We start from the raw sequence: 25,244 nt of genomic DNA, 5'->3' as shown, positions 1-25,244 counted from the left end.
CCGGCGCGTCGCCCGCGCTCCGAATAGACCGCGAGAACGGCTTTGTTCAGGAGAGTCCTAGGCGGGTCGCCTACACGGTTTCCAGCAGCAGGACCTCGCCGGTGTCGCCGTCGACGGTGATCGACTGACCCTCCCGGATCCCGGTGGTGCCGTCCTTGACGTTCACCACGCACGGGATCCCGATCTCGCGCGCCGCGATCGCGGAGTGCGACATCGGGCCGCCGACGTCGACGACGACCGCGGACGCCTGGAAGAACAGCGCCGTCCAGGCGGAGTCGGTGCCGGCGGCGACGATCACGTCACCCTCGTCGAGGTCGACGGCGGACGGGTCGCGCACGATGCGGGCCCGGCCGGTGTGGCGGCCCGGGCTGCCCGGCGCGCCGACGAGCCGGTCGCGGCCGGCGGCGTTCTCGACCGGGGGCAGGACCCCGAGCCCGCGCCAGCGCTCGGGGGTGATGACCGACAGCGCGCCGGGGCGGGCGTCGATCATCTCCGGCAGCGGCAGGTCCTGCGCGAGCTCGTGGGTCCGGCGGCGACGGGCGATCCGGTCGGCCAGGTCGGCGACGGGGCGGCCCTCGAGCTCGTCGAGGAGTTCGGCCAGGCGGAGGTGGTGGACGTCATCGGGCGTGGTCAGCCGGCCGCGCTCGACCAGGCGCCGCGCGACCTCGCGGACGACGAGCCGGATCGAGTGCGTCTGCATCGCGAGCGGGACCTTGCCGTTCTCGCGCCAGCGCATGTGGGTCTCGGCCATCGCGAGCAGGCGGCGGAAGACCACCCAGCGCCGCCCGGCCGCGGCCTGGAGCTTGGCCCGGGCCTCGTCGCGGACCGCGGTGGAGTGCTCCGTCCGCGGGGCGGAACGGGCGATGAGCTTGTCCAGCGTCTCCGGGTCGTCACGCCAGGGCTTCGCGGAGAGCTCGAACTCGTTGAAGCCGCGGAAGCCGAACTGGTCGAGGAACTCCTCACGCGTCAGCGTCCCGCGCGCGACGTCGCCGAGCGCGGCGGTCGCCTCCTGCATGTGGATTCCGCCGAGGCCGGTGACCGCCGCGGTCAGCAGCCCCGTCGCCTCCTCCCCCGCGAAGCTCGCGGCCATCTCGTTCGCCTTCTTGAAGATCGGCGCGGAGATGACGCTGGCGAGGACGTGCGGGACGCGGGCCCGCGTCGCCTCGTCGGTGTGCGCGCGCAGCCGGCCGAGGAGCTCGGCGTCGGAGACGGCGGACCAGTCCCGGTCCAGGTCGACGCGCAGCCGGGCGTGGGCCGCGACGCGGTCGCGGGCCGAGTGCTTCGGGTAGCTGCGCAGGGCCTTGGAGAAGTTGACGCCGATCTTCGCCAGCGCCAGCGGGCTCGCACCGCCGGTGGCGGCGGCCGGCGGGGCGTCCGGATCCTCGGCGACGCCGAAGTAGTCGCCGTAGACGCCGGCGCGCGACCAGCCCGGGAGGTTGTCGGCCATCGCGGCCGCCGGCTCGACGGCGAAGGTGTACCAGCCGTAGAAGACGGCGTTCCACGTCCAGGGGCCGTGGTCGGGCGCGACGCCGAGCACCTGGGAGAACGCGACGCCGATCCCGCGCTCCATCGGCAGGCCGATCAGGTCCTGCGTCAGCGGCGTGATGGGACGCGGCCACTGGTCGTTGGCGTTCGCCCGGGTGAACAGGCCGGGCTCCGCCGGCCACGTGCAGAGCTCGGTGTCGAGCTCCGTCCGGTGCTGATCCAGGTACCGCTCCAGGGCGTCGCCCATGTCCACCCCTCGCCCTCGAATAAATCGGTAGCTAATATAGCGTTAAGTGACGCGGTCACAAGGTGTCCGCTCGACTCGGGAGACGCGTATGAAGCTGGCCGGCACGCACGCCCTCGTCACCGGGGGGTCCCACGGGATCGGGATCGAGATCGCGCGGGAGTTCGTCGCGCGCGGAGCCCGGGTCACCGTCCTGGGCCGGGACAAGGAACGCCTCGCTGCCGTGGCGGCCGAGTACGGCGCGACCCCGCTGGTGGCGGACCTCGCGGACCCGGAGCGGCTCGCGACCGTGCTGTCCGAGGCGGAGGCCGCGCTCGGCCCCGTGGACGTGCTGGTGAACAACGCGGCGCTGGCCGCGGTCGCCACCGCGGACTCCATGTCCGCCGCCGAGACCCGCCTGCTGATGGACGTCAACGCGACCGCCCCGATGGAGCTGTGCCGCCAGGCGCTGCCCGGGATGCTTGCCCGCCGGCGCGGCCACCTCGTCAACGTCTCCACGCTCGCCGCGGTGAGCGCGGTCCCGGAGTTGTCCGTCTACGGCGCGAGTAAGGCCGCCCTGCACCAGTACACGGCGGTGCTCCAGCGCGACCTCAAGGGCACGCCGCTGACCGCCACCCTCGCCACCCTCGGCGAGGTCGCCGGGACGCACATGATGGAGCAGGCCCGCCAGTCGCCCAAGATCGCCGCGGTCTCGAAGCGGCTCGCCCGTCTGCTGCCGGTCCTCACCCCGCCCGAGGTCGCGCGCCAGCTCACCGACGCCGTCGAGCGCGACGCCCGGTACGTCACCATCCCCCGCCGCCTCAGCCCGGTCGTGACGATCCGGAACCTCCCCTCGACCCTGAACGACCTCGCGTTCCTCGGCCTCCGCACCTGACCGCGCCGCTCCACCACCCGCCGCTGTCAAAAAAGGGTGACACCCCTTACTGCGCAGTAAGGGGTGTCACCCTTTCTTTTCCACAGGCTGCCGTCGACGAGTCATTCGGCGAGGAAGTCGGGGAGGCGCTTCTCCTTCAGGGCACGCAGGCCGACGCGGATGTCCGGGTGCTTCAGGGCGGCGTTCATGTCCTGCACCGAGCGGGTGTAGGCCTCGTCGAGGGGGCCCCAGGCGTCGACCATGAGCTGACGCTTCATCATCCGCAGCGACTCCCCCGAGCTGTGGCGGGCGAGGGAGGTCGCGAACTCCAGCGCGGCGGGGAGCACGTCGTCGGCGGCGTGGACGGACTGGACCCAACCGAGGTCGCGGGCCCGCTCGCCGTCGCAGATCGCCGCCGTGTACAGCAGGATCGCCGCGTTGGTGACACCGATCTGACGGGGCAACAACCAATTGATGCCGTACTCCGCCGGGAGGCCGAGGCGGGCGAACGAGGTCGTGATCCGGGCGTCGGCGGCGGCGAAGCGGAAGTCGGCGTAGGTCGCGAGGACGAACCCCGCGCCCGCGCAGGCGCCGCGGATCGCGGCGATCACCGGCGTCGAGATCAGCAGCGGCACGACGTGATTGCGTCGCATGCCGTCGGGCGCACCCTCGGGGTACGGGGGCAGCGGGAGCTTCTCCGGCTGGTACGAGCCCCCGCCGTCGGAGATCTTGTTCAGCGACTCGGAGTGGGCGCCGGCGCAGAAGTCGCCGCCCGCGCCGGTGAGGACGACGACGCGGACGGCTGGGTCGGTGTCGGCGTGGTGCAGCGCCCAGCGGTACTCCACCGCCATCCGCCCGGACCACGCGTTGCGTCGCTCCGGGCGGTTCAGCGTGACGGTCGCGACGCCGTCGGCGACGGCGTAGTCCAGTTCGGCGAAGTCGCCGGGTTCCATGACGTGCTCCTCAGGGCCGGAACTCATTGACCGTCAGATAACCACCTGCGTCGACGCGCAACTGCATCCCGGTCACGTAACGGGACTCGTCGGAGGCGAGGTACAGCACCGCGTGGGTGATGTCCGCAGCGTCCACGAACGGGGTCGGCATCGGGTGGATCACCCCGAACACACCCTCGGCGTCCTCACGGGTCGGGTGCTCGAGGTCGCGGCGGAACTGCCGGTAGATCGAATCGTTCTGCAGCATCGGGGTGTCGACGTTCGTCGGGTGGACGGCGTTGACGCGGATGCGCTCCGGCGCGAGGACCGTCGCGAGCTCGTGGATGTAGTGCGCCAGCGCGAGCTTCGCGTACTTGTACCCCGCCGATCCCGGCCCAGCCTCGTCGTAGGCCCGCCGGGGACGCAACGCGACCAGCGACCCGGTCGCGATCACCGACGCGCCGGCGCCGAGGTGCGGCAGCGCCGCGTGGACGGTGTTCACGACCCCGACCAGGTTCACGTCGACCGTGTCGGCCCACGCGGTGCGCGGGAGCTCGGCGCCGAGCGCGGTGATCCCGGCCTGGGCGACGACGACGTCGAGGCGCCCGAGTTCGGCCACGCCGTCGGCGACCGCGCGGCGGAGCTCCGCCCGCTCCCGGACGTCCACCCGCAGCGCCACCACGCGCCGTCCGGTGGCGGCGACGAGCTTCGCGGTCTCGTCGAGCTCGTCCGGCGTCGCGAGCGGGTACGGCACCGAGTCGATGTCCGCACACAGGTCGAGGGCGAGAATGTCCGCGCCCTGCTCGGCCAGGGCGATCGCCTGGTGCCGCCCCTGACCCCGGGCGGCCCCGGTGATCAGGACAACCTTGCCGGCGACGCGACCGCCGCCGGGAGAGGTCATGCCGACTTCGCGGCCGGCAGCTTGCCCTGCACCGCGATGGACTGCCGCGCGATCCTCCACTCGCCGTCGACGCCCCGCAGCTCCCAGTCGTAGTTGACCGAGAACCCGCCGGAGCCGAAGAAGACGAGCATCTTCATCCGCGCGGTGGCGCGGTCGCCGTCGATCGTGGAGTACAGGCTCGTCGGGTGGTGCGCGATCGCGGTGGGGAACGACTTGTAGAAGTCGAGCAGGTCGTCGTGCCCGGTCGCGACGCGGCCGTAGACGTCCTGCGCGTCGAACACCCCGTCCGCGGTGTACAGGTCGACGACGGCGTCCCAGTCCGCCCGGTCGCAGAGGTCGGCGTAACGCGCCGCGAGCTCGTGGATCTCCAGCTTGTCCATCACAGTCCTTTCAGCGTCTCGACCAGGACCCGCAGGTCGTTGAGTTGGTCGTCGAGGTGGGGCTTGCGCAGTTCGACGACGAGTTCGTCGACGCCGGCGGCAACGTAGCGGGTGGCCCGCTCGCGGATCCGCTCCGGCGGGCCGAAGAGCCCGATCGCGTCGACGTAGTCGTCGGTCACGGCCGCCTTCGCCGCCGCCCGGTCCGGCGCCGCGCGGAGCGCCGCGACCATCGCGCCGAAGCCCATGGTCTCCGCGGCCGCGGCGTAGAAGTCACCCATCCCCCGCAGGTACAGCGCGGACCAGCCGCGTTCCAGGGCCCGCACCGCCTCGGCGTCACCGACGGCGGCCGGGACGGTGGGCGCGACCGCGACGGCCCGGTCGTTCCCCGCGAGCCGCTTCGTCAAAGGGAGCGCGAACGCCGGCTCGTCCGGGGTGAACGGCGTCGGCGTCCACCCGTCGGCGACGTCGGCGGTCAGTTCCTGGTTGCGCGGGCCGAGCGCGCCGACGTAGACCGGCACGGGCGGCACGTCGCCCGGCAGGGCGGTGCGCAGCGGCCGCCGGTCACGGTGGGAGACGGGCTCCCCCGCGACCACGGTCCGGACGGCGGCGACGGTCTCGCGGATCCGGGCCAGCGGGCGTTCGAACGGCACCCCGTGCCAGCCCTCGACCACGTGCGGACCGGAGGTCCCGAGCCCGAGGCGGAACCGCCCGCCGGAGACGTCCTGGAGCGTGGCGGCCATCGCCGCCGTCGCCGCCGGGGTGCGGGCGTACACGGACGCGACGTGCGTCCCGAGCGCGATCCGCCGCGTCCGGGCCGCGCACCAGCCGAGCAGTGCGGAGGCGTCCACTCCCCAGGGCTCGCTGACCCAGAAGCCGTCGTAGCCGTACTCCTCCGCGGCGAGCAGCAGCGGCTCCAGCGCGGCGGTCCCGGAGTAGCGGACGCGGACCGAGAGGCGCACGAACTCACCGCCTCCCGGAGCGGCCGACGCCGGAACGGGGGAAATCGGCAGTAAAATGACCGCTTACACCCCGGGTGGAGATGTCATCTCCACCGATCGGCCGGAAGGAGCCGCCGCGATGTCCGAACCCGCGGCCCCGGTCGACCCGGCGGAGCCGGCCGCCAAAGGACGCGGCAAGGCGGCCGAGGTGGTCGCGGCGGAGCTGCGGCGCCAGATCGTCGCCGGCGAGCGGGCGGAGGGCGAGATGCTCCCGCCCGAGGCCGAGATGACCGCCGAGCTCGGCGTCTCGCGTCCGACGCTGCGTCAGGCGCTGCGGATCCTGGAGACCGAGCTGCTCGTCACGGTCCAGCGCGGGCGCCGGGGCGGGACACGCGTCAACCGGCCCTCGCCGCAGGTCGCGGGGCGCTACCTCGGCAACGTGCTGATGTTCCACTCGACGTCGCTGGACGACGTCCACACCGCGCGCCTGCTGCTCGAACCGGCGGCGATCGCCGACCTCGCGAGCAACCCGCCGAGCCAGGACCAGATCGCCAAGCTCCGCGAGCTGGTCGCCGCCACCCGCGACGAGACCGACTTCGCGACGCTGTGCGCGGTCGGCGGCCGGTTCCACACCGAGCTGGTCGCGCTTGCGAACAATCCGCCCCTGACGCTGTTTCAGGAACTCGTGCAGCAACTGATCGACGCGCACACCGCGCGGTTCGAGAACCAGCGGCTGCGCAGCCGCGAGCCCTCGCGGTCGCAGGAGGGCATCGACGTGCACGAGCAGGTCGTCGACCTGATCGAGGCCGGGAAGTTCGCCGACGCCGCGAAGGTCTGGCGCGACCACCTGGAGTTCATCCACCGCCGGCTCGCGCAGACCGTCGACACTGCGAGCGTGCTCGACCTGGAGATCTGAGCCGCTCACCGCGCGGCCTTCTCCGCCAGCGCCCGGACCGCCGGGCGGTCGACCTTGCCGTTGGCGACCTTGGGCAGCGCCGGGACGACGAGCACGTGCCGCGGCCGCTTGTACGGCGCGAGGCGGGGCGCGACGGCGGCGAGCACCTCCTCCGCCGTCGCCGTGGTCTCGACGACCGCGACGGGGATCTCACCGAGCTTGTCGTCCGGCAGCCCGACGACCGAGGCCTCGCGCACCCGCGGGTCCTCCGCCAGCGCGGCCTCGACCTCCTCCGGGATGACGTTGAAGCCGCCGCAGATGATCGTGTTCTTGAGCCGGCCCGTGATGTACAGGTAGCCGTCGTCGTCGAGGTGGCCGAGGTCGCCGGTGCGCAGCCAGCCGTCGTCGTCGAGCGGGCTCGCGCCGGGTTCGGCGCCGAGGTACCCGGACGTCGTCGAGCGCGAGCGCGCCCGGATCTCGCCCTGCTCCCCCGGACCTGCCTCGGTGCCGTCGGCGCGGACGATCCGGACCTCGACGCCCGGCAGCGGCCGCCCGACCGAGCCGGGGCGACGCCGCCCGGCGAGGACGTCCTTCGCGCTCTCGACCGCGATACCGCCGAAGGCCTCGGTCTGCCCGTACGCCTGCAGGACCGGGACGCCGAAGCGCGCCTCGAACTCCTCGCGCAGCGGCGGAGGCAACGGGGCCGTGCCCGAGCCGACGTACTTCACCCGGCCGAGGTCCTCCCCCGGTTCGAGGGCGTCGAGCAGCAGGCGGAGCATCGTCGGATTGAGCGTCAGATTGTCGATGCCGTGGGCGTCGATGAGGCGCTTGGCCGCGCGGCCGTCGAACTTGCGCAGCAGCGCGATGCGGCGTCCGACGTAGAGCGCGAAGATCAGCCGCACGACGCCCGCGGTGTGCGAGAGCGGGTTCGCGATCAGGTTCGGCGGCTTGCTCTCGTCGGCGAGCGGACTCAGCGAGGTGTCGGAACGGAAGGCCGAGACCGTCGCGCGTACGTTGGACCACGCGTTGTCGTGGGTCAGTACGACGCCCTTGGGCGCACCGGTCGTGCCCGAGGTGAGCAGGACCAAGGCGGGTTCGGCGCCGACGTCGCGCGTCGGCGCGGTGTACTCCGCGGCCTCGGCGCCCGGGTCGGTGCGCGGGATCCGGGCGAACGGGACGACGGGCACCTCGAGCTGCCCGCCTGCGGGGTCGTCGGGGTCGAGCACGACGGCCGTGACGCCGAGGGTCGCCACGACCCGCGCGACCTCCTCCGGCGGGGCGGCCGGGTGCATGGGAACGACCGCGGCCTCGCGGGACCAGATCGCCGACGCCGCCGCCAGGAACCGCTCGTCGTTGCCGATCCGGAGAACGACCCGGTCGCCGGGACGAACCGCGTCCAGACCGGCCGCGACGCGCGCAGCGCCCGCCGCGAGCTGCCGGTACGTCCAGGGGCCGTCGTCCTCGACGAGGACGAATCCGGCGTCCGGGGCTTCGTCCCGGCGCCAGGCCAACAGTCGGGCCAGCGATCCGCCGGCGTTGCGCGTGCTCATCGGGCCGCGTACTTGATCGTCTGGAAAAGCGTGTACTCGTCGAGGCCCTCGGGGCCGTTCTCACGGCCGAGACCCGAGCGCTTCCAGCCGCCGAACGGGACGCCCGGGTTGGTCCAGCCCGGGCCGCCGTTGAGGTCGACGCTGCCGGTGCGCAGCCGCGTCGCGAGATCCATCGCCGCGGCGGTGTCGCGGGAGACGACGTGCCCCGCGAGCCCGTACGGCGAGTCGTTCGCCACCGCCACGGCCTCGTCGTCGTCGCGCACGTCGATCACGACGGCGACCGGGCCGAAGATCTCCTCCTGCGCGACGGGCCACGAGTTCTCGACGTCCGCCAGCACGGTGGGCCGGTAGTAGGCACCGCCGGAGAGGCGCGCCGGGAGGCCGGTCACGCGCGCGGCGCCGGAGACGACGGTGGCGCCGCGTTCCAGCGCCCCGGCGACGAAGGACTCGACGCGGTCGCGGGCACCGGTCCGGATCAGCGGACCGACCGTCGTGGACTCGTCGCGCGGGTCGCCCACGACGGCACGGTCGAGCACGGCCGCGAGGCGCTCGAGGTAGGCGGCCCGGACGTCGGTGTGAACGAGATGACGGGTCGTCAGCGCACAGCCCTGGCCGGCGTGGGTGGTGACGCTGGCGGCGCCGACGCGGACCGCGAGATCGAGGTCGGCGTCGGCGCGGACAATGAGGGCGGACTTGCCGCCGAGTTCGAGCACGACCTTGGTCAGCCGCGGCGCGGCGGCCGCGAGGATCTGCGCGCCCACGGCGTCGGAGCCGGTGAACGAGATCAGGTCGACCCGGGGGTCGGTGGTGACCGCGACCCCGACGTCGGCGCCGCCGGTCAGCACGGTGAGGACCCCCGGGGGGAGGTCGGCGCGCTGGGCCGCCTCGGCGATCGCGAGCGCCGAGTACGGCGTCCACGGCGACGGCTTGAGGACGACGGCGTTCCCGGCCGCGAGCGCCGGGCCGAGCTTCATCACGTTCTCCAGGAACGGGAAGTTGTACGGCGTGATCGCGGCGACGACGCCGTACGGCGCGCGTCGGACGACCCAGTTGCCGACGACACCGGAGCCGTCGGGGCGCCTCGTCGTCACCGGCGGGCGCGGGTCCAGTGCCGGCCGGGCGGCGAGGTCGGCCCAGTACTCCAGGTGCTGCAACGGCAGCGCCACCTGCTGCGTGCGCGCGAGGGAGACCGGGCACCCGGTCTCGGACACCACGACGTCGAGCAGGTGGTCGGGCTTGGCCGCAAGCTCGGCGAGCAGGCGGTGCAGCAGCGCGCTGCGACCCTGCGGGGTCTCGCGACCCCACGCCCCGTCGGCGGCGGCGCGGGCCGCGCTCAGTGCCTTCTCGACCTCGGCCGGACCGGCGTTCGGGACGGTCCCGAGGACCTCACCCGTCGCGGGGTCGAGGATCTGCTCGACACTCACCGCGCCCACGGGCCGGACACCGGCGTCGGCATCCCGGGCAGCAGGCCGTGGTCGGCCGGGGGCTCGGGGAACTCGGGCAGGCCGCGCTCCCGCGAGGGGAGCCGGACGCGGAACGTCCCGTAGGAGGTCCGGTCGCCGAACTGGTTGTGGCACTCGACGCGGCAGAGCACCTCGGGCCACTCGCCGGTCGTGTCGATCTCGACGACCGACCCCGTCAACTTGGTGAGGTCGCCGAGGGTGTTGAAGCCGGTGATCTTGTCGTCGCAGGCGACGAGGATCGCGTCGTCACCCATCCAGTCGGTGACGAGCTGGGTCATCCAGGCGTTGCGGAGCATGCCGTAGTCGTAGGCGCGGCGCGCACCGACAGAACGGGCGTACTCGTCGTCCCAGTGGACGCGCATCGCCGAGTCCCAGGCCCCGTCCGCGTTGCGGGAGTAGAAGCCGCCCATCCGCTGCCGGTTCTTGTGGTTGAGCCGGTACGGGTAGATCTCGTGCCGGCCGTTGCCCTGGAGCCAGGCGATGATGTCGCCGATCACCATGGGCCCGCGGTACCGGGTCTCTAGCTCCTGACCGACCGTCACGTCCTCGACGTAGCGGGTTTCCCCGCCCCGGATCGTCTCGGCCGCGTAGTGCGCGTCGACGTCGGCGATCTCCTCGTCGGTGTAGACGTGCTGGGGCGGCGGCGCCTCCTTGGTGCGGTTGCGCTTCGCGGCGGTGTCGCGCTCGGTGTGGACGAAGTCCGCGTCCCAGATCGCGATCAGCTCTCCGGCGTCGTTCCAGTACACGCGACGGCGGACGGAGAGAGCGGAGCGGCCACCGAAGCGCGACTCCTTCGGCTCGATCCCGACGTAGAAGCGGCGGACCCAGATCCGGTCGCCCTCGCGCACCGGGCGGAAGAAGCGGATGTGGTCGCCGGCCCAGAACATGTGGACCCCGGCGAGCGCTCCCTTGCCCCGGCCCTTGTCCTCCGGGTTCCGCGGGATCTCCGGGGTCAGCCCGGCGCCCTCGAGGAACCCGGGCGGGGCGATGATGCCGCCCCAGCGGCTCGCGGCCGCGTAGTCGGGCTCGGTCCAGAGCGGGTTGTCGTCGCCGAACCCGTGCGCGTAGTGGCGGATCCCGTCCCGGGTCGCCTCCTCGTTCCAGGTCGTCCACCGGCTGTAGGGCCAGTCCAGGCCGATCTTCTCCCGGAACTTCTCGATGCCCGCGTCGTTCAGCCGCCCGAACGTCACGCCCTCCGGCTCAGCCTGCTCGGCCGCCGCCTCGCGCTCGACACTGGTCGTCATCCACGCTCCTACGCTCGCTCGAGCTAAATCGTTGCATATATAACCGATTTAGCCAAGCGGCCGCCGGCGTGAAGAAAGGGTGACACCCCTTACTGCGCAACAAGGGGTGTCACCCTTTCTTGTTACTACGAAGTAAGGGGTGTCACCCTTTTATGACGGTGGCGGCGCTCAGGCGGCGCGGGCGGCGGGGACCAGGACCGGGACGGGCGGGGCGAGGGCCTCGCCGGTGGGGAGGAGTGCGCCCCCGTCGTCGAAGAGGACCACCCCGTTGACCAGCAGGTTCCAGCCCTGCTCCGGGTGCCGGACCGACACCGGGGCCGTCAGTCGCTCGTCGATCGCCGTCATCGTTCTCACCGCGTCCTCACTCGCTCGCGCCGTTGCTCGCCCTCCCATGAGACGACCGGGACGAGCCGAGCGCAGGAGTAGCGGACTACTCCCCTTCCGGGAGGACTACTCAGCGGCTCACCAGCGGACGGCCATCCCCGCGTCGACGGGGAAGGAGACGCCGGTGACCAGGCGGGCCTCGTCGGAGCACAGGAACGCGATCGCGGCGCTGACGTCCGCGGGCTCGGCCCAGGGCTCGGGCAGGACGTTGAGGTGCTGGGCGATGCGGGCGAACTGTTCCTGCGTCGGGTTCTCCTTGCCCGGGAGGAACAGGTCGTAGGTCGCGGGGTTCTGGACCATGTCCGTGTTCACCGTCGTCGGGTGGACGGTGTTGACGCGGATCCGGTGCCGGCCGAGCTCGAGCGCGAGGCCCTTCATCATCCCGACCAGGCCGTGCTTGGCGGCGCAGTAGTGCGCGCAGTTCTCGATGCCGCGCAGGCCGGCCGCCGAGCTGGTGAGGACGATCGACCCGCCCTCGCCGTGGGCCAGCAGGTGCGGCAGCGAAGCCTTGACCGTGTGGAAGACACCGGTGAGGTTGACGTCGATCATCGTCGACCACTGATGGGCCGTCAGCTCGGTCATCGGGGCGTACTGTGCGATGCCCGCGTTGCCGAGGACGATGTCGAGACGGCCGAGTTCGGCCACCCCGGCGTCGACGGCCGCGGTCAGGGCGTCCAGGTCCCGGACGTCGGCCTGCGCCGCGACGATCCGCCGGTCGGCGGCCTCGACCAGGCGCACCGTCTCGGCCAGGTCGTCCGGCGTCGCGAGCGGGTAGGGCGCGACGTCGATGTCCTCGCAGAGGTCGAGGGCGATGATGTCCGCGCCCTCCTGCGCGAGCTTCACCGCGTGGGACCGACCCTGCCCCCGCGCCGCACCGGTGATGAACGCGACCTTACCGGCCAGCCGCCCGCTCATCGGATCTCCGGTTTCGGACGCGCGCCCCCGGAGGAGAACTCGGTCTGGGACATCGGGTTCGCGAGCTGCGGGTAGACCAGCGGGACCTCGCGCGCGGCGTGCGGCGACATCGACAGCGAGTCCCACACCGCCTTCACCGTCCCCTGGATCGCGAGCGGCGGTTTCTCGGCCAGCCGCAGCGCGAGCACGTGCGCCCGCTCCCACAGCTCGGCCTGCCCACCCGGCACGACCTCGGACACCAGACCGATCGAGTACGCGCGTTGCGCACCCATCCGCTCGTCGAGGCCGAACAGCGCGATGCGCATCGCCTCCCCGAGCGGGATGCGCCGGGCCAGGCCCGCGGGCTCGAGCGCAGAGAGCATGCCGTAGGTGGTGTGCGGGTCGAAGAACGTCGCGTCCTCGGAGCAGATGACGACGTCGGCCTCGTTGATCCAGTAGAACGCCCCGCCCGCGCACATCCCGTGCACCGCGGCGATCAGCGGCTTCCACACGCGGTTCTGCTTCGCGCCGAGGAAGAACCCGGGGTCGTCGGCGCTCCACGGGTTCGGGTGGCGGTCCCGGCCGGCCTTGCGGTCGACGCCGGTGGAGAACGCGCGCTCCCCCGCCGCCCGGAGCACGACGACGCGGACGTCGTCGTCGAGACGGCAGCGCTTCCACACGTCGGCGAACTCGTCGAGCATCCGCTGGTCGAAGGCGTTGAGGACCTCCGGCCGGTTCAGCGTCACGGTCGCGACACCGTCGGCGAGGTCGAACCGGACGGTCTCGTAGCTCGGGGCCGAAGTACTCAACGCTTCATCTCCTGCGGTTCGCGCGGCAACCCGAGCACGCGCTCGGCCAGCATCGTCTTGAGGATCTCCTCGGTCCCGCCGGCGATGCGGTAGCCCATGCTGCCCATCAGCCAGCGGTTCCAGTTGAACGTGCCCCACTCGCCGGTGTCGGCGACGAAGGCGGGACCGAGCAGTTCCGCGGCGAGGTCGCCGATGAGCTTGTAGTTCGCCGCGAGCAGGACCTTGTCGATGGCGCGCTCGGCGCCGGTGAGCGTCCGCTCGTCGGTGGCCTGCATCCGCTGCTGCTGGAACCGCGCGATCTGCAGCCGGGAGTGCAGCGACACCCAGGCGTCGCGGACCGCGGGGTCGTCCGCGCGACCGGTGCGCTGCGCCAACGTCGCCAGCAGCGCCATCGCGCGGGCGTTCATCTCGTGGGACCGGTCGCCGACCGCGCGCCGCTCCCCCGCGAGCGCGGACGTCGCGACCTTCCAGCCGGACCCCGGCTCACCGAGGCGCAGGGCGTCGTCGAGCCGGACGTCGGAGAGGAACACCTCGCAGAAGCTCGCGCCGCCGGTCATCTGCCGCAGCGGGCGGACCTCGATGCCGGGGGTGTTCATCGGCACGAGGAACATCGACAGGCCGCGGTGCTTCGGGGCGTCCGGATCGGTCCGGATCAGCGCGAGCCCGATGTCGGCGAAGGTCGCGTTCGACGTCCAGACCTTCTGGCCGTCGACGCGCCAGGTGTCGCCGTCGCGGACACCGCGGGTGCGGACGCCGGCGAGGTCCGACCCCGCCTCCGGCTCGGAGAACAGCTGGCAGGCGACGGCCTCGCCGCGGTGGAGCGGGACGGCGTGGGTCGCAATCTGCTCCGGGGTCCCGGCGGCGAGCAGCGCGTGGCTGACGGTGCCGAGGCCGATCCGCAGCGGCGCCATGTCGGGGACGTCGAACTCGGCCTCGATCTCGCGGTAGCGCCGGTCGTGCTCGGCACTCAGTCCGGCGCCGCCGTGCTCGACGGGGCCGGTGATCCAGCCGAAGCCGGCCGCCCAGCGTTCGCGCTGCCAGGCCAGGGCGGCCTCGGCCTCGGCCCGCTCCTGCTCGTCCGTGGTCTCGTGGAAGAGCGCGAGCCGCTCCTCACCCGAACCCCACTCGGTCGCGACGGGGCCGCGACGGCTGCACCGGGACTCCAGGAACTCCCGAGCCCGTGCCTCGAACTGATCCAGCGTCACGTCAGCCCCACGTGGACGTTCTTGGTGCGGAGGAACTCGCGCATCCCCTCGCGGCCGCCCTCGGTGCCCCGGCCACTGGCCTTCCACCCACCGAACGGCGCGGACGGCGGCAGCCCGGCGAGGCTGTTCACACACACGTACCCGGCCTCGAGGCGGTCGGCGACGCGATGCGCGCGGGCGAGGTCGTTCGTCCAGACGTACCCGGCGAGCCCGTAGCGGGTGCCGTTCGCGAGCTCGACGGCCTCGTCCTCGGTGTCGAAGGTCGTCACGGCGAGCACCGGGCCGAAGACCTCCTCCTGCGCCAGACGGCTGGCCGGGTCGACGTCCGCGAACAACGTCGGCTCGACGTAGGCGGGGCCGGGGCCCCGTCCGCCGCCGGCGACGAGCCGGGCCGAGGCGCCCTCGATCACCCCGAGAATGCGGTCGGCCGCCGCGACGTCGACGACCGGACCCATCGAGTTCGTCGGCTCGAACGGGTTCCCGAGGCGGACCTTCGCCAGCTGCGCCGTCGCGGCCTCGAGGACGGCGTCGGCGATGCCGCGCTGCACCAGCAGCCGCGTCGGGAGGAAGCACCCCTGGCCGCTGTTCTGCACCGCGCCGAGGAGCGCCGCGAGCTTCCCGACCCGCACCGGGTCGGCGTCGTCGAACACGAGCGACGCGGACTTGCCGCCGAGCTCGAGGACGCAGGGGACGAACCGCGCCGCGGCCGCCGTGCCCACCGCGCGGCCGGCGGTCTCGCCGCCGGTGAAGCTGACCATGTCGACCTGCTCGACCAGCGCCGACCCGACGTCACCGGCGCCGCCGAGGACCGAGACCAGGCCCTCGGGCAGGCCGAGGGTGTCCGCGAGCCGGACGCACGAGAACGGCGCGAGGTCGGACGGCTTGAGCACCACCGCGTTGCCGGCCGCCAGCGCCGGCGCGAGCTTGAGCGCCGCCGCCATCACCGGGCCGTTCCACGGGATGATCGCGCCCACCACACCGTGCGGGACGGCGCTCGTGTAGTCGAGGACGTCGCCGGGCGCGACCGGCGCGACCGTGCCGCCGACCTTGTCCGCCCAGCCCGCGTAGTACGCGAACCACTCCGCGGCCTGCAGGACGCCGGCCTTCGCGGCCCGGATCGGCATCCCCATCTCGAGAGTGACGACCGCGGCGAGGGCGTCCGCGTCGGCGCGGATCGCGGCAGCGGCGGCGAACAGGGCGTCCCGCCGCCAGGCCGGGTTCTTCGCCCAGGAGGGCTGCACCTTGCGCCCCGCCGCGACGGCGGGTTCGACCTGGTCCGCGCCCGCGAGCCGGAACTCCCCGAGCGCGCTCCCGTCGCCGGGGTGGACGTACGACCGCACCTTCCCCGTGCCCTCGGTGACGCTGCCGCCGAGGAAGCACGTCCCGGCGGGCAGGAGGGCGCGGGCGGCGTCCGCCGTCATCGGTTCTGTCGGCACGTCAGATCCCCAGGCGGTCGGCGAGCAGTGCACGGTGCTGGCGCGGGTTGCCGAACAGGATCTCAGTGCTCTTCGCGCGCTTGAAGTACAGGTGTGCGGGGTGCTCCCAGGTGAAGCCGATCCCGCCGTGGATCTGGATGTTCTCCGCCGCGCAGTGGGTGTAGGCCTCCGAGCAGTACGCCTTCGCCAGCGGGGCGAGCACCGGGACCTCGACGCTGCCGGCGTCGACCGCCCACCCGACGGCGTACGCGGCCGAGGTGGAGGACTCGACCTCCAGCAGCATGTCCGCGCACTTGTGCTTGATCGCCTGGAACGAACCGATCGGCCGGCCGAACTGCTCACGCACCTTCGCGTACTCGACCGCCATCTCCAGCGTCCGGCGGGCGCCGCCGGCCTGCTCGGCCGCGAGGGCCGCAGCCGCGAGGTCGAGGGTCCGCTCCAGGGGTCCCGCCGCGCCGCCGTCCTCGCCGATCAGACGGGCCGGGGTCTGGTCGAGGACCAGGCGCGCCTGCTTCCGGGTCGCGTCGAGAGTGCCCAGGGGCTCGCGGGCGACGCCCTCCGCGCCGGCGTCGACCGCGAACAGCGTCGGGCCGGCCGCGGTGCGAGCAACGACGAGCAGCAGGTCGGCGACGTGGCCGTCGAGGACGAAGAGCTTCTCGCCGGTGAGGCGGTACTGCGCGTCGGCCGTGACGGTGACGTCGTCCGCGCGCCAGCTGCCGCTCGCCTCGGTGACCGCGAGCGTGGCGATCGTCGTCCCCTCGGCGATCCCGGGGAGGTACTCGGCGCAGGCGGCCTCGTCACCGGAGGTGAGCAGCGCGTTGGCGGCGAGGACGACCGACGAGAGGAACGGCGCGCACAGAAGGGCGCGGCCCATCTCCTCCAGCACGATCTGCAGGTCGACGAACCCGGCGCCGGAGCCGCCGTACTTCTCCGGCAGCGCCAGCCCCTGCAGCCCGATCTGATTGGCCATCAGCGACCAGACCGTCGGGTCGTACCCGTCGGCGGTCTCCATCAGACGGCGGACCTCGGTCTCCGGCGACCGTTCGGTGAGGAACCGCCGCACCGTGTTCCGCAGGGCCTCGTGCTCGGCGGTGAACGCGAACGTCCCGGTCATCGGGTGCTCCTTGAGTTGCCGGCCTCCGGGGGGAGCCCCAGGACCTTGTCAGCGATCGTCGTGCGTTGAATCTCGGACGTCCCCGCCCCGATGGTGCTCGCGCGGGTGCGCAGGAAGCCGCGTAGCCAGTTCCCGTCGTGCCGCTCGCCCGACGCGAGCGCCGGGTCGGCGGCGTCGAGCTGGGCGTACGGGCCGAGGAGGTCGACAGCGAGGGTGTGCAACTGCTGTTCGAAGACACCGTGCTGCAGCCGGATCACCGACGCGAGCGGTCCCGGCTCCCCGCCCTCCAGGACGCGGGCGAGGACCCGCTGCCCGCTCCACTCGAGCAGCCGCGCCCCGGTCACCGCCTGGGCCAGGCGGTCACGCACGTGCGGGTCGTCGGCCTGGCCGCGCCGGCGGGCGAGGTCGAGCAGGTCCCGCGTCACGCGCTGGTAGCGCATGCCCGACGCGGCCAGTGACGTCGAACGCTCGTGGCCCATCGTCGCGCGCGCGGCGGCCCAGCCCTCGTTCTCCGCCCCGATGCGGTGGCTCACCGGGACCTCGACGTCGTCGAACTCGACCTCGGCGAAGTGCGCGCCGCCGGTCATGTCGCGCAGCCGGGACGCGCGGACGCCGGGCGCGTGCATGTCGAGGGCGAGGCAGGTGATGCCCGCGGCGCCGGACTCCTGACTGCCCGTGCGGGTCAGGCACAGCATCCAGTCGGCGTGCACGGCCCCGGAGATCCAGACCTTGCGACCGGTGACGCGGTAGACGTCACCGTCCCGGACCGCGCGGGTGCGCAGCGAGGTGAGGTCGGATCCGGCGTCGGGCTCGGAGAAGCCCTGGCACCACAGCTCGTCGGCCCGCAGCAGCGGCGGGATCCAGCGCGCGCGCTGCTCGTCCGTGCCGCAGGTGAGGATCGTCGGGCCCACGATCCCGCCGATGTTGTTCGGCGGCACCGGTGCCCGACCGGCGGCCATCTCACGGTGGTAGACCGCCTGCAGCGGCAGGGGCAGCCCCATCCCGCCCCACCGCGGCGGCCACCCGGGGCCGGCCCAGCCGTGGTCGAACAGCGTCGCCTGCCAGGCCTGCAGGAACGCGAGCCGCTCCCCCGGGTCCTTCGGCGCCCGGCCGGGGTGATGCTCGGCCAGAAAGGCTCGCAGCTCGGCCGCGAGCTCGGCCTCCGTCAGGCCTGAACGGTCCGTCACGCGGACCAGACCAGGGGCAGGCGGTCGAGGCCGAAGACCCCGCCGGCGTGCATGGTGACGGTCTCGCCCGCGGCGATCTCGTAGTCCGGGATCTGCCGGTGCCAGAGCGTCAGCGCGGTGGCGAGCTCGTCGCGGGCGAGGTGCGAACCCGCGCAGCGGTGGGGCCCGGCACCGAAGGCGAGGTGCCGGTTGGCGTCGCGGTCGAAGCGGACGGTCGCCTCGTCGGCGAACTCGTCCGGGTCTTGCGCGACGAGGGCGGTCGCGAGCAGGACGCGGTCGCCCTCGCGCAGCTGGACACCGGCGAACTCGGCGTCGCGAGTGACCGTCCGCGCCGGGTTCACGAACGAGTGCACGCGCAGCAGTTCCTCGACGGCACTCGGGATCAGCGCCGGGTCGTCGACGATCTGACGCCGGTGCTCCGGGTGCAGGGCGAGGAAACGGAACGACCACGACAGCGCCGCGGTGACGGTGTCGAGGCCGGCGATGAAGAGCAGGAAGCAGAGGTTCTGGATCTCGTCGTTCTCGATCGGCCGGCCGTCGACCTCGGACGCGAGCAGCGCGGACACGACGTCGTCCCGCGGCTCGGCGCGGCGAGCCTCGATCAGCTCGCGGAGGTAGCCGTTGATCTCGATGCCGGCCTCGCGACGGCGTTCGGGCTGGTCCTGGGAGTGCAGCAGCTTGTTGTTCCAGGCCACGAACTTCGGCGCCTCGTCGACCGGCAGGCCGAGGATGTTCGTGAAGATCCGCGTCGGGAACGGCTCGGCGAAGTCGGCAAGGAACTCCGCGCGACCGCGGGGGGCGATCTCGTCGACGAGCGCGGCACAGGTCGCGTCGATGGCCGCGGTCCGCGCGGTGACCGCCTTCGGTGCGAACAGCGGCGCGATGACGCGGCGGTACGCGGTGTGCGCCGGCGGGTCGAGCTCGAGCGGGTAGAGCTTCTCCTTGCGCTGCACGTGCGCCGGGATGCCGGTCGAGGCCGAGGAGAACAGGTCCGGCTGCTGGTAGGCGCCGCGGATGTCCTCCGCCCGCGTCAGGATCCAGTAGCCGCCGTGGCGCGGACTCCACCAGACCCGGCGGTCGCGCAGCTCGCGGTACGCCGCGAAGGGGTCGACGAGGAAGTCCGGCCCGAAGACGTGGTCGACGTCGCGGACGAGCTCGGCCGGGACGTGGGCGGGGCGCTCCGGCGTCGCGTCGTAGAGCGGACGCCTCGGCCCGGCCGCCGCCCGGTCCCGCGCGGTGACGAGGAGGTCGAGACGTCGGTTCGCGGCGTCCCGCTCGGGGCCGGCCAGCGCGTCGAGTTCGCCGGTGAGCGCGGCGATCTCGGCGTCGAGCCGTTCGGTCGCCTCGTCGACGGTCAGCAGGTCGAGGTCCGACCAGTCGGAGGCGTTCGGGTCGGGCTTGCCCATCAGCTCGCCCGCGGGAAGTTGAAGAGCTCGCGGCTGTTCCACTCGACCATGCGCGCGACCTCCTCGTCGGGGATGTCGGCGAAGACCTCGATCGCGCGCTTGCGGCTGTTCGGCCAGTTCGAGTCCGAGTGCGGGTAGTCGCACTCCCAGGTGATCCGGTCGATGCCGATCTCGTGGCGGTTCTTCAGGCCGTGCACGTCGTCGATGAAACAGCCCCAGATGTGCTTGCGGAAGAGCTCCGACGGCGGGACCGCCTGGTTGACGTTCTGGTACCAGCGGTGCCGGTCCCAGACGTAGTCGGCCCGCTCGAGCAGGTACGGCACCCAGCCGATGCCGCCCTCGGCGAGCGCGACCTTGAGGTTCGGGTGCTTGTGGAACACCGGGGAGAAGATGAGGTCGGCCGCGGCGAACATCGAGTTGCAGCCGAACAGCGTGATGGTGACGGCGAACGGCGCGTCCGGCGCGGTCGTCGGCGCCTGGCCCGACGTCCCGAAGTGCAGGCACAGCGGCAGGCCCGTCTCCTCCGCAGCGGCGAAGACCGGGTCCCAGTGATCGGTGTGGAAGCTCGGCAGCCCGAGCGGGACGGGGTTCTCGGTGAACGAGATCGCCTTCGCCCCGCGCGCAGCAACGCGGTGGATCTCCTTCACCGCGGCGTCGACGTCCCAGAGCGGGAGGATCGCGATCGGGATGAACCGCTCCGGCGCGGCGGCGCACCACTCGTCGAGCATGAAGTCGTTCCAGGCCTGGACGCACAGCAGCGCGAGCGCCTTGTCCTCGCCCTGCAGGAAGACCGTGCCGGCGAACCGCGGGAAGCTCGGGAAGCAGATCGCGGCCTGGACTCCGTCGAGGTCCATGTCGATGACGCGCGCCTCGGGCTCGTAGCAGCCCGGGATCATGTCGGTGTAACGCATCGGCTCGGTGCCGAACTGCTCCGGCGGCTTGCCGGCGACGGCGTTGAGGCCGATCTGCGGGTACTTGCGGCCCTCGTAGAGCCACACGTCGGAGATCTGGCCCCGATCGTCCTCGACCTGGATGATGCGGGGACCGGCGTCGCGGTAGGCGGCGGGGAGACGGTCCTGCCACAGGTGCGGCGGCTCGACGAGGTGGTCGTCCACCGAGATCAGGTGCATGTCGTCCCGGAGCGGCATCGCGGTCACCTCGGCGGTCTCGGTTGTCCCTGGCGCTGGGTCGCTTTATCTTATACCGAATTATTCGCCCGGCAACCGGGAGGACGCATGAGAGTCAAGGTCGACCGCGAGGTCTGCCAGGGCAACGCCCGCTGTTTCGCGCTCGCCCCCGAGGTCTACGTCCTCGACGACGAGGGCTACAACGTCGGCGGCGAGTTCGAGATCGACGACGAGCACGGTGAGGCTGCCTTCCGCGGCGCCGCCGAGTGCCCCGAGCGCGCGATCAAGGTCTTCTTCGAGTAGCGCGCCGCCGCGGTCCCCGGCCGCTGTCAAGAAAGGGTGACACCCCTTACTGCGCAGTAAGGGGTGTCACCCTTTCTTGACATCGCGGCAGGTCAGGGCGGGTCGGGAGGGCGTCAGGAGCGCGGGAGGCCGAGGACGCGCTCGGCGACGAGGTCCTTGAGCACCTCGGTGGTCCCGGCGGCGATCGTCGAGGCCCGGGTGTTCAGCCAGCGCCAGGCGAGGTCGCTGGGGGCGGCGCCGGGGCCGGCCGACCCGACGGTGGCGGGGAGCCCGACGACGTCGAGGGCGGTCTCGGCGAGGGCGCGGTCGGTCAGCCCCCACGACAGCTTGATCAGCGCCTGCAGGCCGGCGGTGTCGTGGCCGGCCTCGCCCCGAGCGAGAGTCGCCTGCCCGAGCTGGCCGAGGACGCGCGCCTCGACGTAGCGGCGCACGACCTCGTCGCGGTCGAGCGGGTCGAGGTCGGCCGTCGCCAGCGCGACCTGGCGGGCGCGGTTCTCCAGCTCCGCGGCGCGGGAGAGGACGCCGGTCCGCTCGTGCACCAGCGTCCGGACCGTGACCCCCCAGCCCCCGTGCAGCGGGCCGAGCAGCGCCGACGCGGGGACGCGGACGCCGGTGAGGAACACCTCGGCGAACTCGGAGTCACCGGAGATCATGCGGATCGGACGCCGCTCGACGCCCGGCGCGTCCATCGGGACGAGCAGCACCGAGATGCCCTTGTGCTTCGGGGCGTCCGGGTCCGTGCGGACGAGCAGCATGCAGTGCGTCGCGTGCATGCCGTGCGAGGTCCAGACTTTCTGACCGTCAATCACGAATCCGTCGTCGAAGCTCTCCCCCGCTGGGCGCGCGCGGGTGCGCAGACCGGCGAGGTCACTGCCCGCGCCCGGCTCGCTGAAGCCCTGGCACCAGATCTCGGAGCCGTCGAGGATCCGCGGCAGGTGCGCCTGCTGCTCGGGGGTGCCGAACTCCATCAGCGCGGGGCCGACGTTGGCGAGCCCGAGGATGCCCGCGGGCAGCGGGACGTCCGCCGCGGCGTACTCGGCGTCGCAGGCGATGCGGTCGGCAACGCCGAGACCGCGACCGCCGTGCTCGACGGGCCAGCCGGGCGCGACCCACCCGACCGAGGCCAGCCACCGCTGGGCGGCGAGCATCTCGTCGAAGTCGGCGGCGGGGCCACGGCGCAAGTCGTCGGGCATCGAGGCGAGTACGGCGCGAAGCTCGTCAGCCGGCGTCATGAGAAATAGCTTATTCCTGATACGATTTTTTCGGCAAACGAGAGGAGCGCGCCCGTGGCGACCACGAAGCTGGAGACGATCCGGCTGCCGAAGGCCGCCGAGATCGTGGCTCGCACTCTGCGCCGCAAGATCGTCACCGGCGAGCTCGAGGCCGACGATCCGCTGCCGCCCGAGGACCAGTTGATGGCCGAGATGGGCGTCGCGCGGACCACCGTCCGGGAGGCGCTGCGCATCCTGGAGTCCGAGGGCCTGCTCGTGGTCCGCCGCGGTGCCGGGGGTGGCGCCCGCATCCGGACGCCCGCCGTCCCGATGGTCTCCCGCTACATCGGCCTGCTGCTGCAGTACGAGGGCGCGACGCTCGCCGACGTCCACCGCGCGCGCGTGATGCTCGAGGCCCCGGCCGCCGGCCTGCTCGCCGAGCGCGGGACGCCGGAGATCGTCGCCGTGCTCCGCGGGGCGCTGGCCGAGGAGGCCGCCGTGATGGGCGACCCGGCCCAGGCCAGCCGCGCGCACGGGCGTTTCCACCACCTGGTCGTACAACTGACGGGGTGTCTGACCTACGACGTGCTGACGTCGGTGACCAACCGGATCATCCAGGTCCAGTCCGACCGCTTCCTCGCCGCGCACGGGTCCGAGATCAGCACCCGCGAGGGGCTGGAGCTCGCGCACCGCGCGCACCGCAAGCTGATCGACCTGATCGCGGCCCGCGACGTCGCCGGCGCCGAGGATCTGTGGCGGCGTCACCTCCAGGCCGGGGACGCCCACCTGCTCTCCGCGCCGGGAGCGAAGTCCGTCCTGGACCTGATGGAATGAGCGGACGCGTCACCGGCAAGGTCGCGCTGATCACCGGCGCGGCCCGGGGGCAGGGACGGGCGCACGCGGTCGCCCTCGCCGCGGAGGGTGCGGACGTCGTCGCCCTCGACATCTGCGCCGACATCGACTCCGCCCCGTACCCGCTCGCCACCCCGGCCGATCTCGCCGAGACCGTCGCGCTGGTCGAGCAGCACGACCGGCGGACGCTCGCGATCACCGCCGACGTCCGGGACCCCGCGGCGGTCCGGGCCGCCGTCGCGCGCACGCTCGCGGAGTTCGGCCGTCTCGACGTCGTCGTCGCCCAGGCCGGGATCGCACCGCTCGGGGAGGACCGCGGGATCCAGGCCCTGCTCGACGCCGTCGACGTCGACCTGCTCGGCGCGATCGCGACGATCAACGCGGCGGTCCCCCACCTCGGGCCCGGCGCCTCGGTGATCGCCACCGGCTCCCTGACCGCGCTGCGCCCGCGCGGCGGCGGCAACGGCGGCCCCGGCGCGGTGGGCTACAAGTACGCCAAGGTCGCGCTGGCGCAGTACGTCCACGAACTCGCGACCGTGCTGGCGCCGCAGCAGATCCGCGTCAACTGCATCCACCCGACCAACGTCGACACCCCGATGCTGCAGAACTCCGGGATGTACCGGCTGTTCCGGCCGGACCTGGCCGACCCGACCCGGGAGGACGCCGAGCGCGCGTTCCCCGCGATGCAGGCGATGCCGGTGCCGTTCGTCGAGGTCGAGGACGTCAGCTCGGCGGTGGTCTACCTCGCCTCCGACGAGTCCCGGTACGTGACAGGGCTTCAGCTGCGCATCGACGCAGGCGGTTACCTGAAGACGGCGGCGTTCCACCCGTGATCGTCGACGACCCCCTCCTCGTCCGCGCCCGACCCGCCGACGACCCGCTGCACCGGTTCTTCTGGGCGGCCGGGGGCGACGGCGTGCTGCGCATGCTGCGGTGCGACGACTGCGGGTACTGGCTGCACCCGCCCTCGCCGCGGTGCCCGCAGTGCTCCTCGGCGTCCGTCGCACCGCAGGCGCTGTCCGGCCGCGGCACCGTCGCGACGTTCACCGTCAACGTCCAGCAGTGGGTGCCCGATCAGGAGCCGTACGTCTACGCGATCGTCGAGCTCGACGAGCAGCCCGGGCTCCGGCTGAGCACGAACGTCGTCGGCTGCGCGGCCGAGGACGTCCGCATCGGTCAGCGCGTCCAGGTGGCGTTCGTCCACCGCCACGACGTCTTCTACCCCGTCTTCCGGCCCGCCGATGGGTGAGCGGTTCGAGCGCGACTCCGTGATCAGCGGCGTCGCGCGGTCGGCGGTGGGGCGGCGGCTGGGTCGCTCGGCGCTCGACCTGACGGTGGAGGCCGCCCTCGGCGCGATCGCGGACGCCGGGCTGCGGCCCGAGGACGTCGACGGTCTCTGCACCTATCCCGGCGGCTACGCGGACACCTCCCGAGGCTACGGCGGTCCCCCGCCCGCGGAGGTGCAGGACGCCCTGCGGCTGAACCTGACGTGGTTTCAGGGATCGGGCGAACTGCCCGGGCAGCTCGGGGCGCTCGTCTCGGCGATGATGGCGGTCTCGACCGGTTTGGCGCGGCACGTGCTCGTCTACCGGACCGTCACCGAGTCCTCCGCCCAGGGCGCCCTCGGCCGCGGCTCGGTGCTGCCGGGGCTGGAGCAGGCCGGCAGCTACGGCGTCTGGAGCCAGCCGTTCGGCGGGATCTCACCCGCGAACTGGATCGCCCCGGTCGCGATGCGGCACATGCACGAGTTCGGCACGACGCGCGAGCAGCTCGGGCAGATCGCCGTGACGGCCCGTCGGCACGCGGCGCTCGACCCCGACGCCGCGGTGTACACCGCTCCCCTGAGCATCGAGGACTACCTCGCGGCGCGCATGATCTCCACGCCGCTGTGCCTGCTCGACTGCGACGTCCCCGTCGACGGCTCGACCGCGCTGATCGTCTCCACGGCCGCCCACGCCCCCGACGCCCCGCACGGCGCGGTGCGCGTCGAGGCCGTCGGAACGGCGTTGACCGGCCGTCCGTCGTGGGACCAGTACGCGGACTTGGCCTCGATGCCGGCGCAGGGCGCGGCCCGGCACCTGTGGAGCCGCACCGACCTCCAGCCGTCCGACGTCGACGTCGCCCAGCTCTACGACGGGTTCTCGATCCTCGCGCTGGTGTGGCTGGAGGCGCTCGGCTTCTGCGGCCACGGCGAGGCGGGCGCGTTCCTGGAGGGCGGGGCGAACATCGCCCTCGACGGGACACTGCCGCTGAACACCAACGGCGGCCAGCTCTCCGGCGGGCGCCTGCACGGCTACGGGCTTCTGCAGGAGGCTGTCCTCCAACTCCGCGGCGCCGCGGCCGGCCGCCAGGTCCCCGGCGCCGAGGTCGCGGTGGTCGCGAACGGCGGCGGCCCGGTGGCCGGGGCCGTCCTGCTCACCGGCTGACGGCC

The 25,244-nt window shown here is 72.9% G+C and carries 25 protein-coding genes; 7 read left to right on the top strand and 18 right to left on the bottom strand.

Translation table 11 applies throughout. The annotated features are described in order from the left end of the window. Positions 1-70: 70 nt before the first annotated feature. Positions 71-1,732 carry a PEP-utilizing enzyme gene (locus ABD401_RS10155; RefSeq protein WP_344604249.1) on the bottom strand — a complete coding sequence of 554 codons (1,662 nt, stop codon included), beginning with the start codon at positions 1,730-1,732 and terminating at the stop codon, positions 71-73. Between the two features lie 88 nt (positions 1,733-1,820). Between ABD401_RS10155 and ABD401_RS10150 the strand changes: the two genes are divergently transcribed. After that, positions 1,821-2,603, top strand: a complete 783-nt coding sequence (locus ABD401_RS10150; protein WP_344604247.1) for an SDR family NAD(P)-dependent oxidoreductase — start codon at positions 1,821-1,823, stop codon at positions 2,601-2,603. Between the two features lie 101 nt (positions 2,604-2,704). On the opposite strand, the gene ABD401_RS10145 is transcribed toward ABD401_RS10150, so the two are convergent. Genes ABD401_RS10145 through ABD401_RS10130 form a run of 4 tightly spaced genes read right to left on the bottom strand, consistent with a single transcriptional unit; the run spans position 2,705 to position 5,754 of the window. Then, positions 2,705-3,535, bottom strand: coding sequence for an enoyl-CoA hydratase-related protein (locus ABD401_RS10145; RefSeq protein ID WP_344604245.1), 831 nt, complete (start codon positions 3,533-3,535; stop codon positions 2,705-2,707). Positions 3,536-3,545: 10 nt separating this feature from the next. Further along, complete coding sequence (locus ABD401_RS10140; RefSeq protein WP_344604243.1) at positions 3,546-4,415, bottom strand: mycofactocin-coupled SDR family oxidoreductase; 870 nt, start codon at positions 4,413-4,415, stop codon at positions 3,546-3,548. After that, positions 4,412-4,795 (bottom strand): nuclear transport factor 2 family protein, encoded by a 384-nt coding sequence (locus tag ABD401_RS10135; protein WP_344604241.1) that lies wholly within the window; start codon positions 4,793-4,795, stop codon positions 4,412-4,414. Before ABD401_RS10135 ends, ABD401_RS10140 begins: the two co-directional genes overlap by 4 nt. After that, positions 4,795-5,754 carry an LLM class flavin-dependent oxidoreductase gene (locus ABD401_RS10130; RefSeq protein ID WP_344604239.1) on the bottom strand — a complete coding sequence of 320 codons (960 nt, stop codon included), beginning with the start codon at positions 5,752-5,754 and terminating at the stop codon, positions 4,795-4,797. Before ABD401_RS10130 ends, ABD401_RS10135 begins: the two co-directional genes overlap by 1 nt. Positions 5,755-5,872: 118 nt before the next feature. On the opposite strand from ABD401_RS10130, the gene ABD401_RS10125 reads away from it, so the two are divergent. Continuing rightward, the gene (locus tag ABD401_RS10125) at positions 5,873-6,649 is read left to right on the top strand and encodes a FadR/GntR family transcriptional regulator (RefSeq protein ID WP_344604237.1); all 777 of its coding nucleotides are present in this window, start codon (positions 5,873-5,875) and stop codon (positions 6,647-6,649) included. Positions 6,650-6,654: 5 nt separating this feature from the next. Here the strand turns inward: ABD401_RS10125 and ABD401_RS10120 are convergent, their stop codons facing one another. The 12 genes from ABD401_RS10120 to ABD401_RS10065 form a co-directional block, all read right to left on the bottom strand. Then, positions 6,655-8,178, bottom strand: a complete 1,524-nt coding sequence (locus ABD401_RS10120) for a class I adenylate-forming enzyme family protein (RefSeq protein ID WP_344604234.1) — start codon at positions 8,176-8,178, stop codon at positions 6,655-6,657. Next, the gene (locus ABD401_RS10115) at positions 8,175-9,611 is read right to left on the bottom strand and encodes an aldehyde dehydrogenase family protein (RefSeq protein ID WP_344604233.1); all 1,437 of its coding nucleotides are present in this window, start codon (positions 9,609-9,611) and stop codon (positions 8,175-8,177) included. Before ABD401_RS10115 ends, ABD401_RS10120 begins: the two co-directional genes overlap by 4 nt. After that, the gene (locus ABD401_RS10110; RefSeq protein ID WP_344604231.1) at positions 9,599-10,885 is read right to left on the bottom strand and encodes an FAS1-like dehydratase domain-containing protein; all 1,287 of its coding nucleotides are present in this window, start codon (positions 10,883-10,885) and stop codon (positions 9,599-9,601) included. Before ABD401_RS10110 ends, ABD401_RS10115 begins: the two co-directional genes overlap by 13 nt. A gap of 168 nt (positions 10,886-11,053) precedes the next feature. Next, on the bottom strand, positions 11,054-11,230 hold the full coding sequence (locus ABD401_RS10105) for a DUF5999 family protein (RefSeq protein WP_344604229.1): 177 nt from the start codon (positions 11,228-11,230) through the stop codon (positions 11,054-11,056). 117 nt (positions 11,231-11,347) lie between these two features. After that, the gene (locus tag ABD401_RS10100; RefSeq protein WP_344604227.1) at positions 11,348-12,184 is read right to left on the bottom strand and encodes a mycofactocin-coupled SDR family oxidoreductase; all 837 of its coding nucleotides are present in this window, start codon (positions 12,182-12,184) and stop codon (positions 11,348-11,350) included. Beyond that, positions 12,181-12,972 carry an enoyl-CoA hydratase/isomerase family protein gene (locus ABD401_RS10095; RefSeq protein WP_344604225.1) on the bottom strand — a complete coding sequence of 264 codons (792 nt, stop codon included), beginning with the start codon at positions 12,970-12,972 and terminating at the stop codon, positions 12,181-12,183. The genes ABD401_RS10100 and ABD401_RS10095 overlap by 4 nt, the downstream gene beginning before the upstream one ends. Next, positions 12,969-14,177: an acyl-CoA dehydrogenase family protein gene (locus ABD401_RS10090; protein ID WP_344604223.1), complete on the bottom strand. Its 1,209-nt coding sequence runs from the start codon at positions 14,175-14,177 to the stop codon at positions 12,969-12,971. The genes ABD401_RS10095 and ABD401_RS10090 overlap by 4 nt, the downstream gene beginning before the upstream one ends. Further along, a complete protein-coding gene (locus tag ABD401_RS10085) occupies positions 14,174-15,613 on the bottom strand; it encodes an aldehyde dehydrogenase family protein (protein ID WP_344604221.1) in 1,440 nt (479 codons plus the stop codon). Before ABD401_RS10085 ends, ABD401_RS10090 begins: the two co-directional genes overlap by 4 nt. Before the next feature lies 1 nt (position 15,614). Further along, on the bottom strand, positions 15,615-16,727 hold the full coding sequence (locus ABD401_RS10080) for an acyl-CoA dehydrogenase family protein (RefSeq protein ID WP_344604219.1): 1,113 nt from the start codon (positions 16,725-16,727) through the stop codon (positions 15,615-15,617). Continuing rightward, positions 16,724-17,914, bottom strand: a complete 1,191-nt coding sequence (locus ABD401_RS10075; RefSeq protein WP_344604217.1) for an acyl-CoA dehydrogenase family protein — start codon at positions 17,912-17,914, stop codon at positions 16,724-16,726. Before ABD401_RS10075 ends, ABD401_RS10080 begins: the two co-directional genes overlap by 4 nt. Then, a complete protein-coding gene (locus tag ABD401_RS10070; protein WP_344604215.1) occupies positions 17,911-19,320 on the bottom strand; it encodes a cytochrome P450 in 1,410 nt (469 codons plus the stop codon). Before ABD401_RS10070 ends, ABD401_RS10075 begins: the two co-directional genes overlap by 4 nt. Next, positions 19,320-20,468 carry an amidohydrolase family protein gene (locus tag ABD401_RS10065; protein ID WP_344604213.1) on the bottom strand — a complete coding sequence of 383 codons (1,149 nt, stop codon included), beginning with the start codon at positions 20,466-20,468 and terminating at the stop codon, positions 19,320-19,322. The genes ABD401_RS10070 and ABD401_RS10065 overlap by 1 nt, the downstream gene beginning before the upstream one ends. Positions 20,469-20,555: 87 nt before the next feature. Here ABD401_RS10065 and ABD401_RS10060 point away from each other — a divergent pair, with 87 nt between their 5' ends. Then, positions 20,556-20,750, top strand: a complete 195-nt coding sequence (locus ABD401_RS10060; protein ID WP_019875990.1) for a ferredoxin — start codon at positions 20,556-20,558, stop codon at positions 20,748-20,750. A 113-nt stretch (positions 20,751-20,863) separates the two neighbouring features. On the opposite strand, the gene ABD401_RS10055 is transcribed toward ABD401_RS10060, so the two are convergent. Continuing rightward, entirely contained in the window at positions 20,864-21,982 is a 1,119-nt protein-coding gene (locus ABD401_RS10055) for an acyl-CoA dehydrogenase family protein (protein ID WP_344604210.1), read from the bottom strand. Between the two features lie 54 nt (positions 21,983-22,036). Here ABD401_RS10055 and ABD401_RS10050 point away from each other — a divergent pair, with 54 nt between their 5' ends. From ABD401_RS10050 to ABD401_RS10035, 4 genes are read left to right on the top strand one after another with little or no spacing between them, the layout of a single operon-like run. After that, a complete protein-coding gene (locus ABD401_RS10050; protein WP_344604208.1) occupies positions 22,037-22,795 on the top strand; it encodes a FadR/GntR family transcriptional regulator in 759 nt (252 codons plus the stop codon). Continuing rightward, positions 22,792-23,646, top strand: coding sequence for a mycofactocin-coupled SDR family oxidoreductase (locus ABD401_RS10045; RefSeq protein ID WP_344604206.1), 855 nt, complete (start codon positions 22,792-22,794; stop codon positions 23,644-23,646). Before ABD401_RS10050 ends, ABD401_RS10045 begins: the two co-directional genes overlap by 4 nt. Further along, positions 23,643-24,062, top strand: a complete 420-nt coding sequence (locus ABD401_RS10040; protein WP_344604204.1) for a Zn-ribbon domain-containing OB-fold protein — start codon at positions 23,643-23,645, stop codon at positions 24,060-24,062. Before ABD401_RS10045 ends, ABD401_RS10040 begins: the two co-directional genes overlap by 4 nt. Beyond that, positions 24,055-25,239 (top strand): thiolase C-terminal domain-containing protein, encoded by a 1,185-nt coding sequence (locus ABD401_RS10035; RefSeq protein ID WP_344604202.1) that lies wholly within the window; start codon positions 24,055-24,057, stop codon positions 25,237-25,239. Before ABD401_RS10040 ends, ABD401_RS10035 begins: the two co-directional genes overlap by 8 nt. Positions 25,240-25,244: the final 5 nt, after the last annotated feature.

The sequence above is a fragment of the Sporichthya brevicatena genome, from assembly GCF_039525035.1.
Lineage (GTDB): Bacteria > Actinomycetota > Actinomycetes > Sporichthyales > Sporichthyaceae > Sporichthya > Sporichthya brevicatena.
This window is presented reverse-complemented; position numbering and strand designations above follow the sequence as displayed.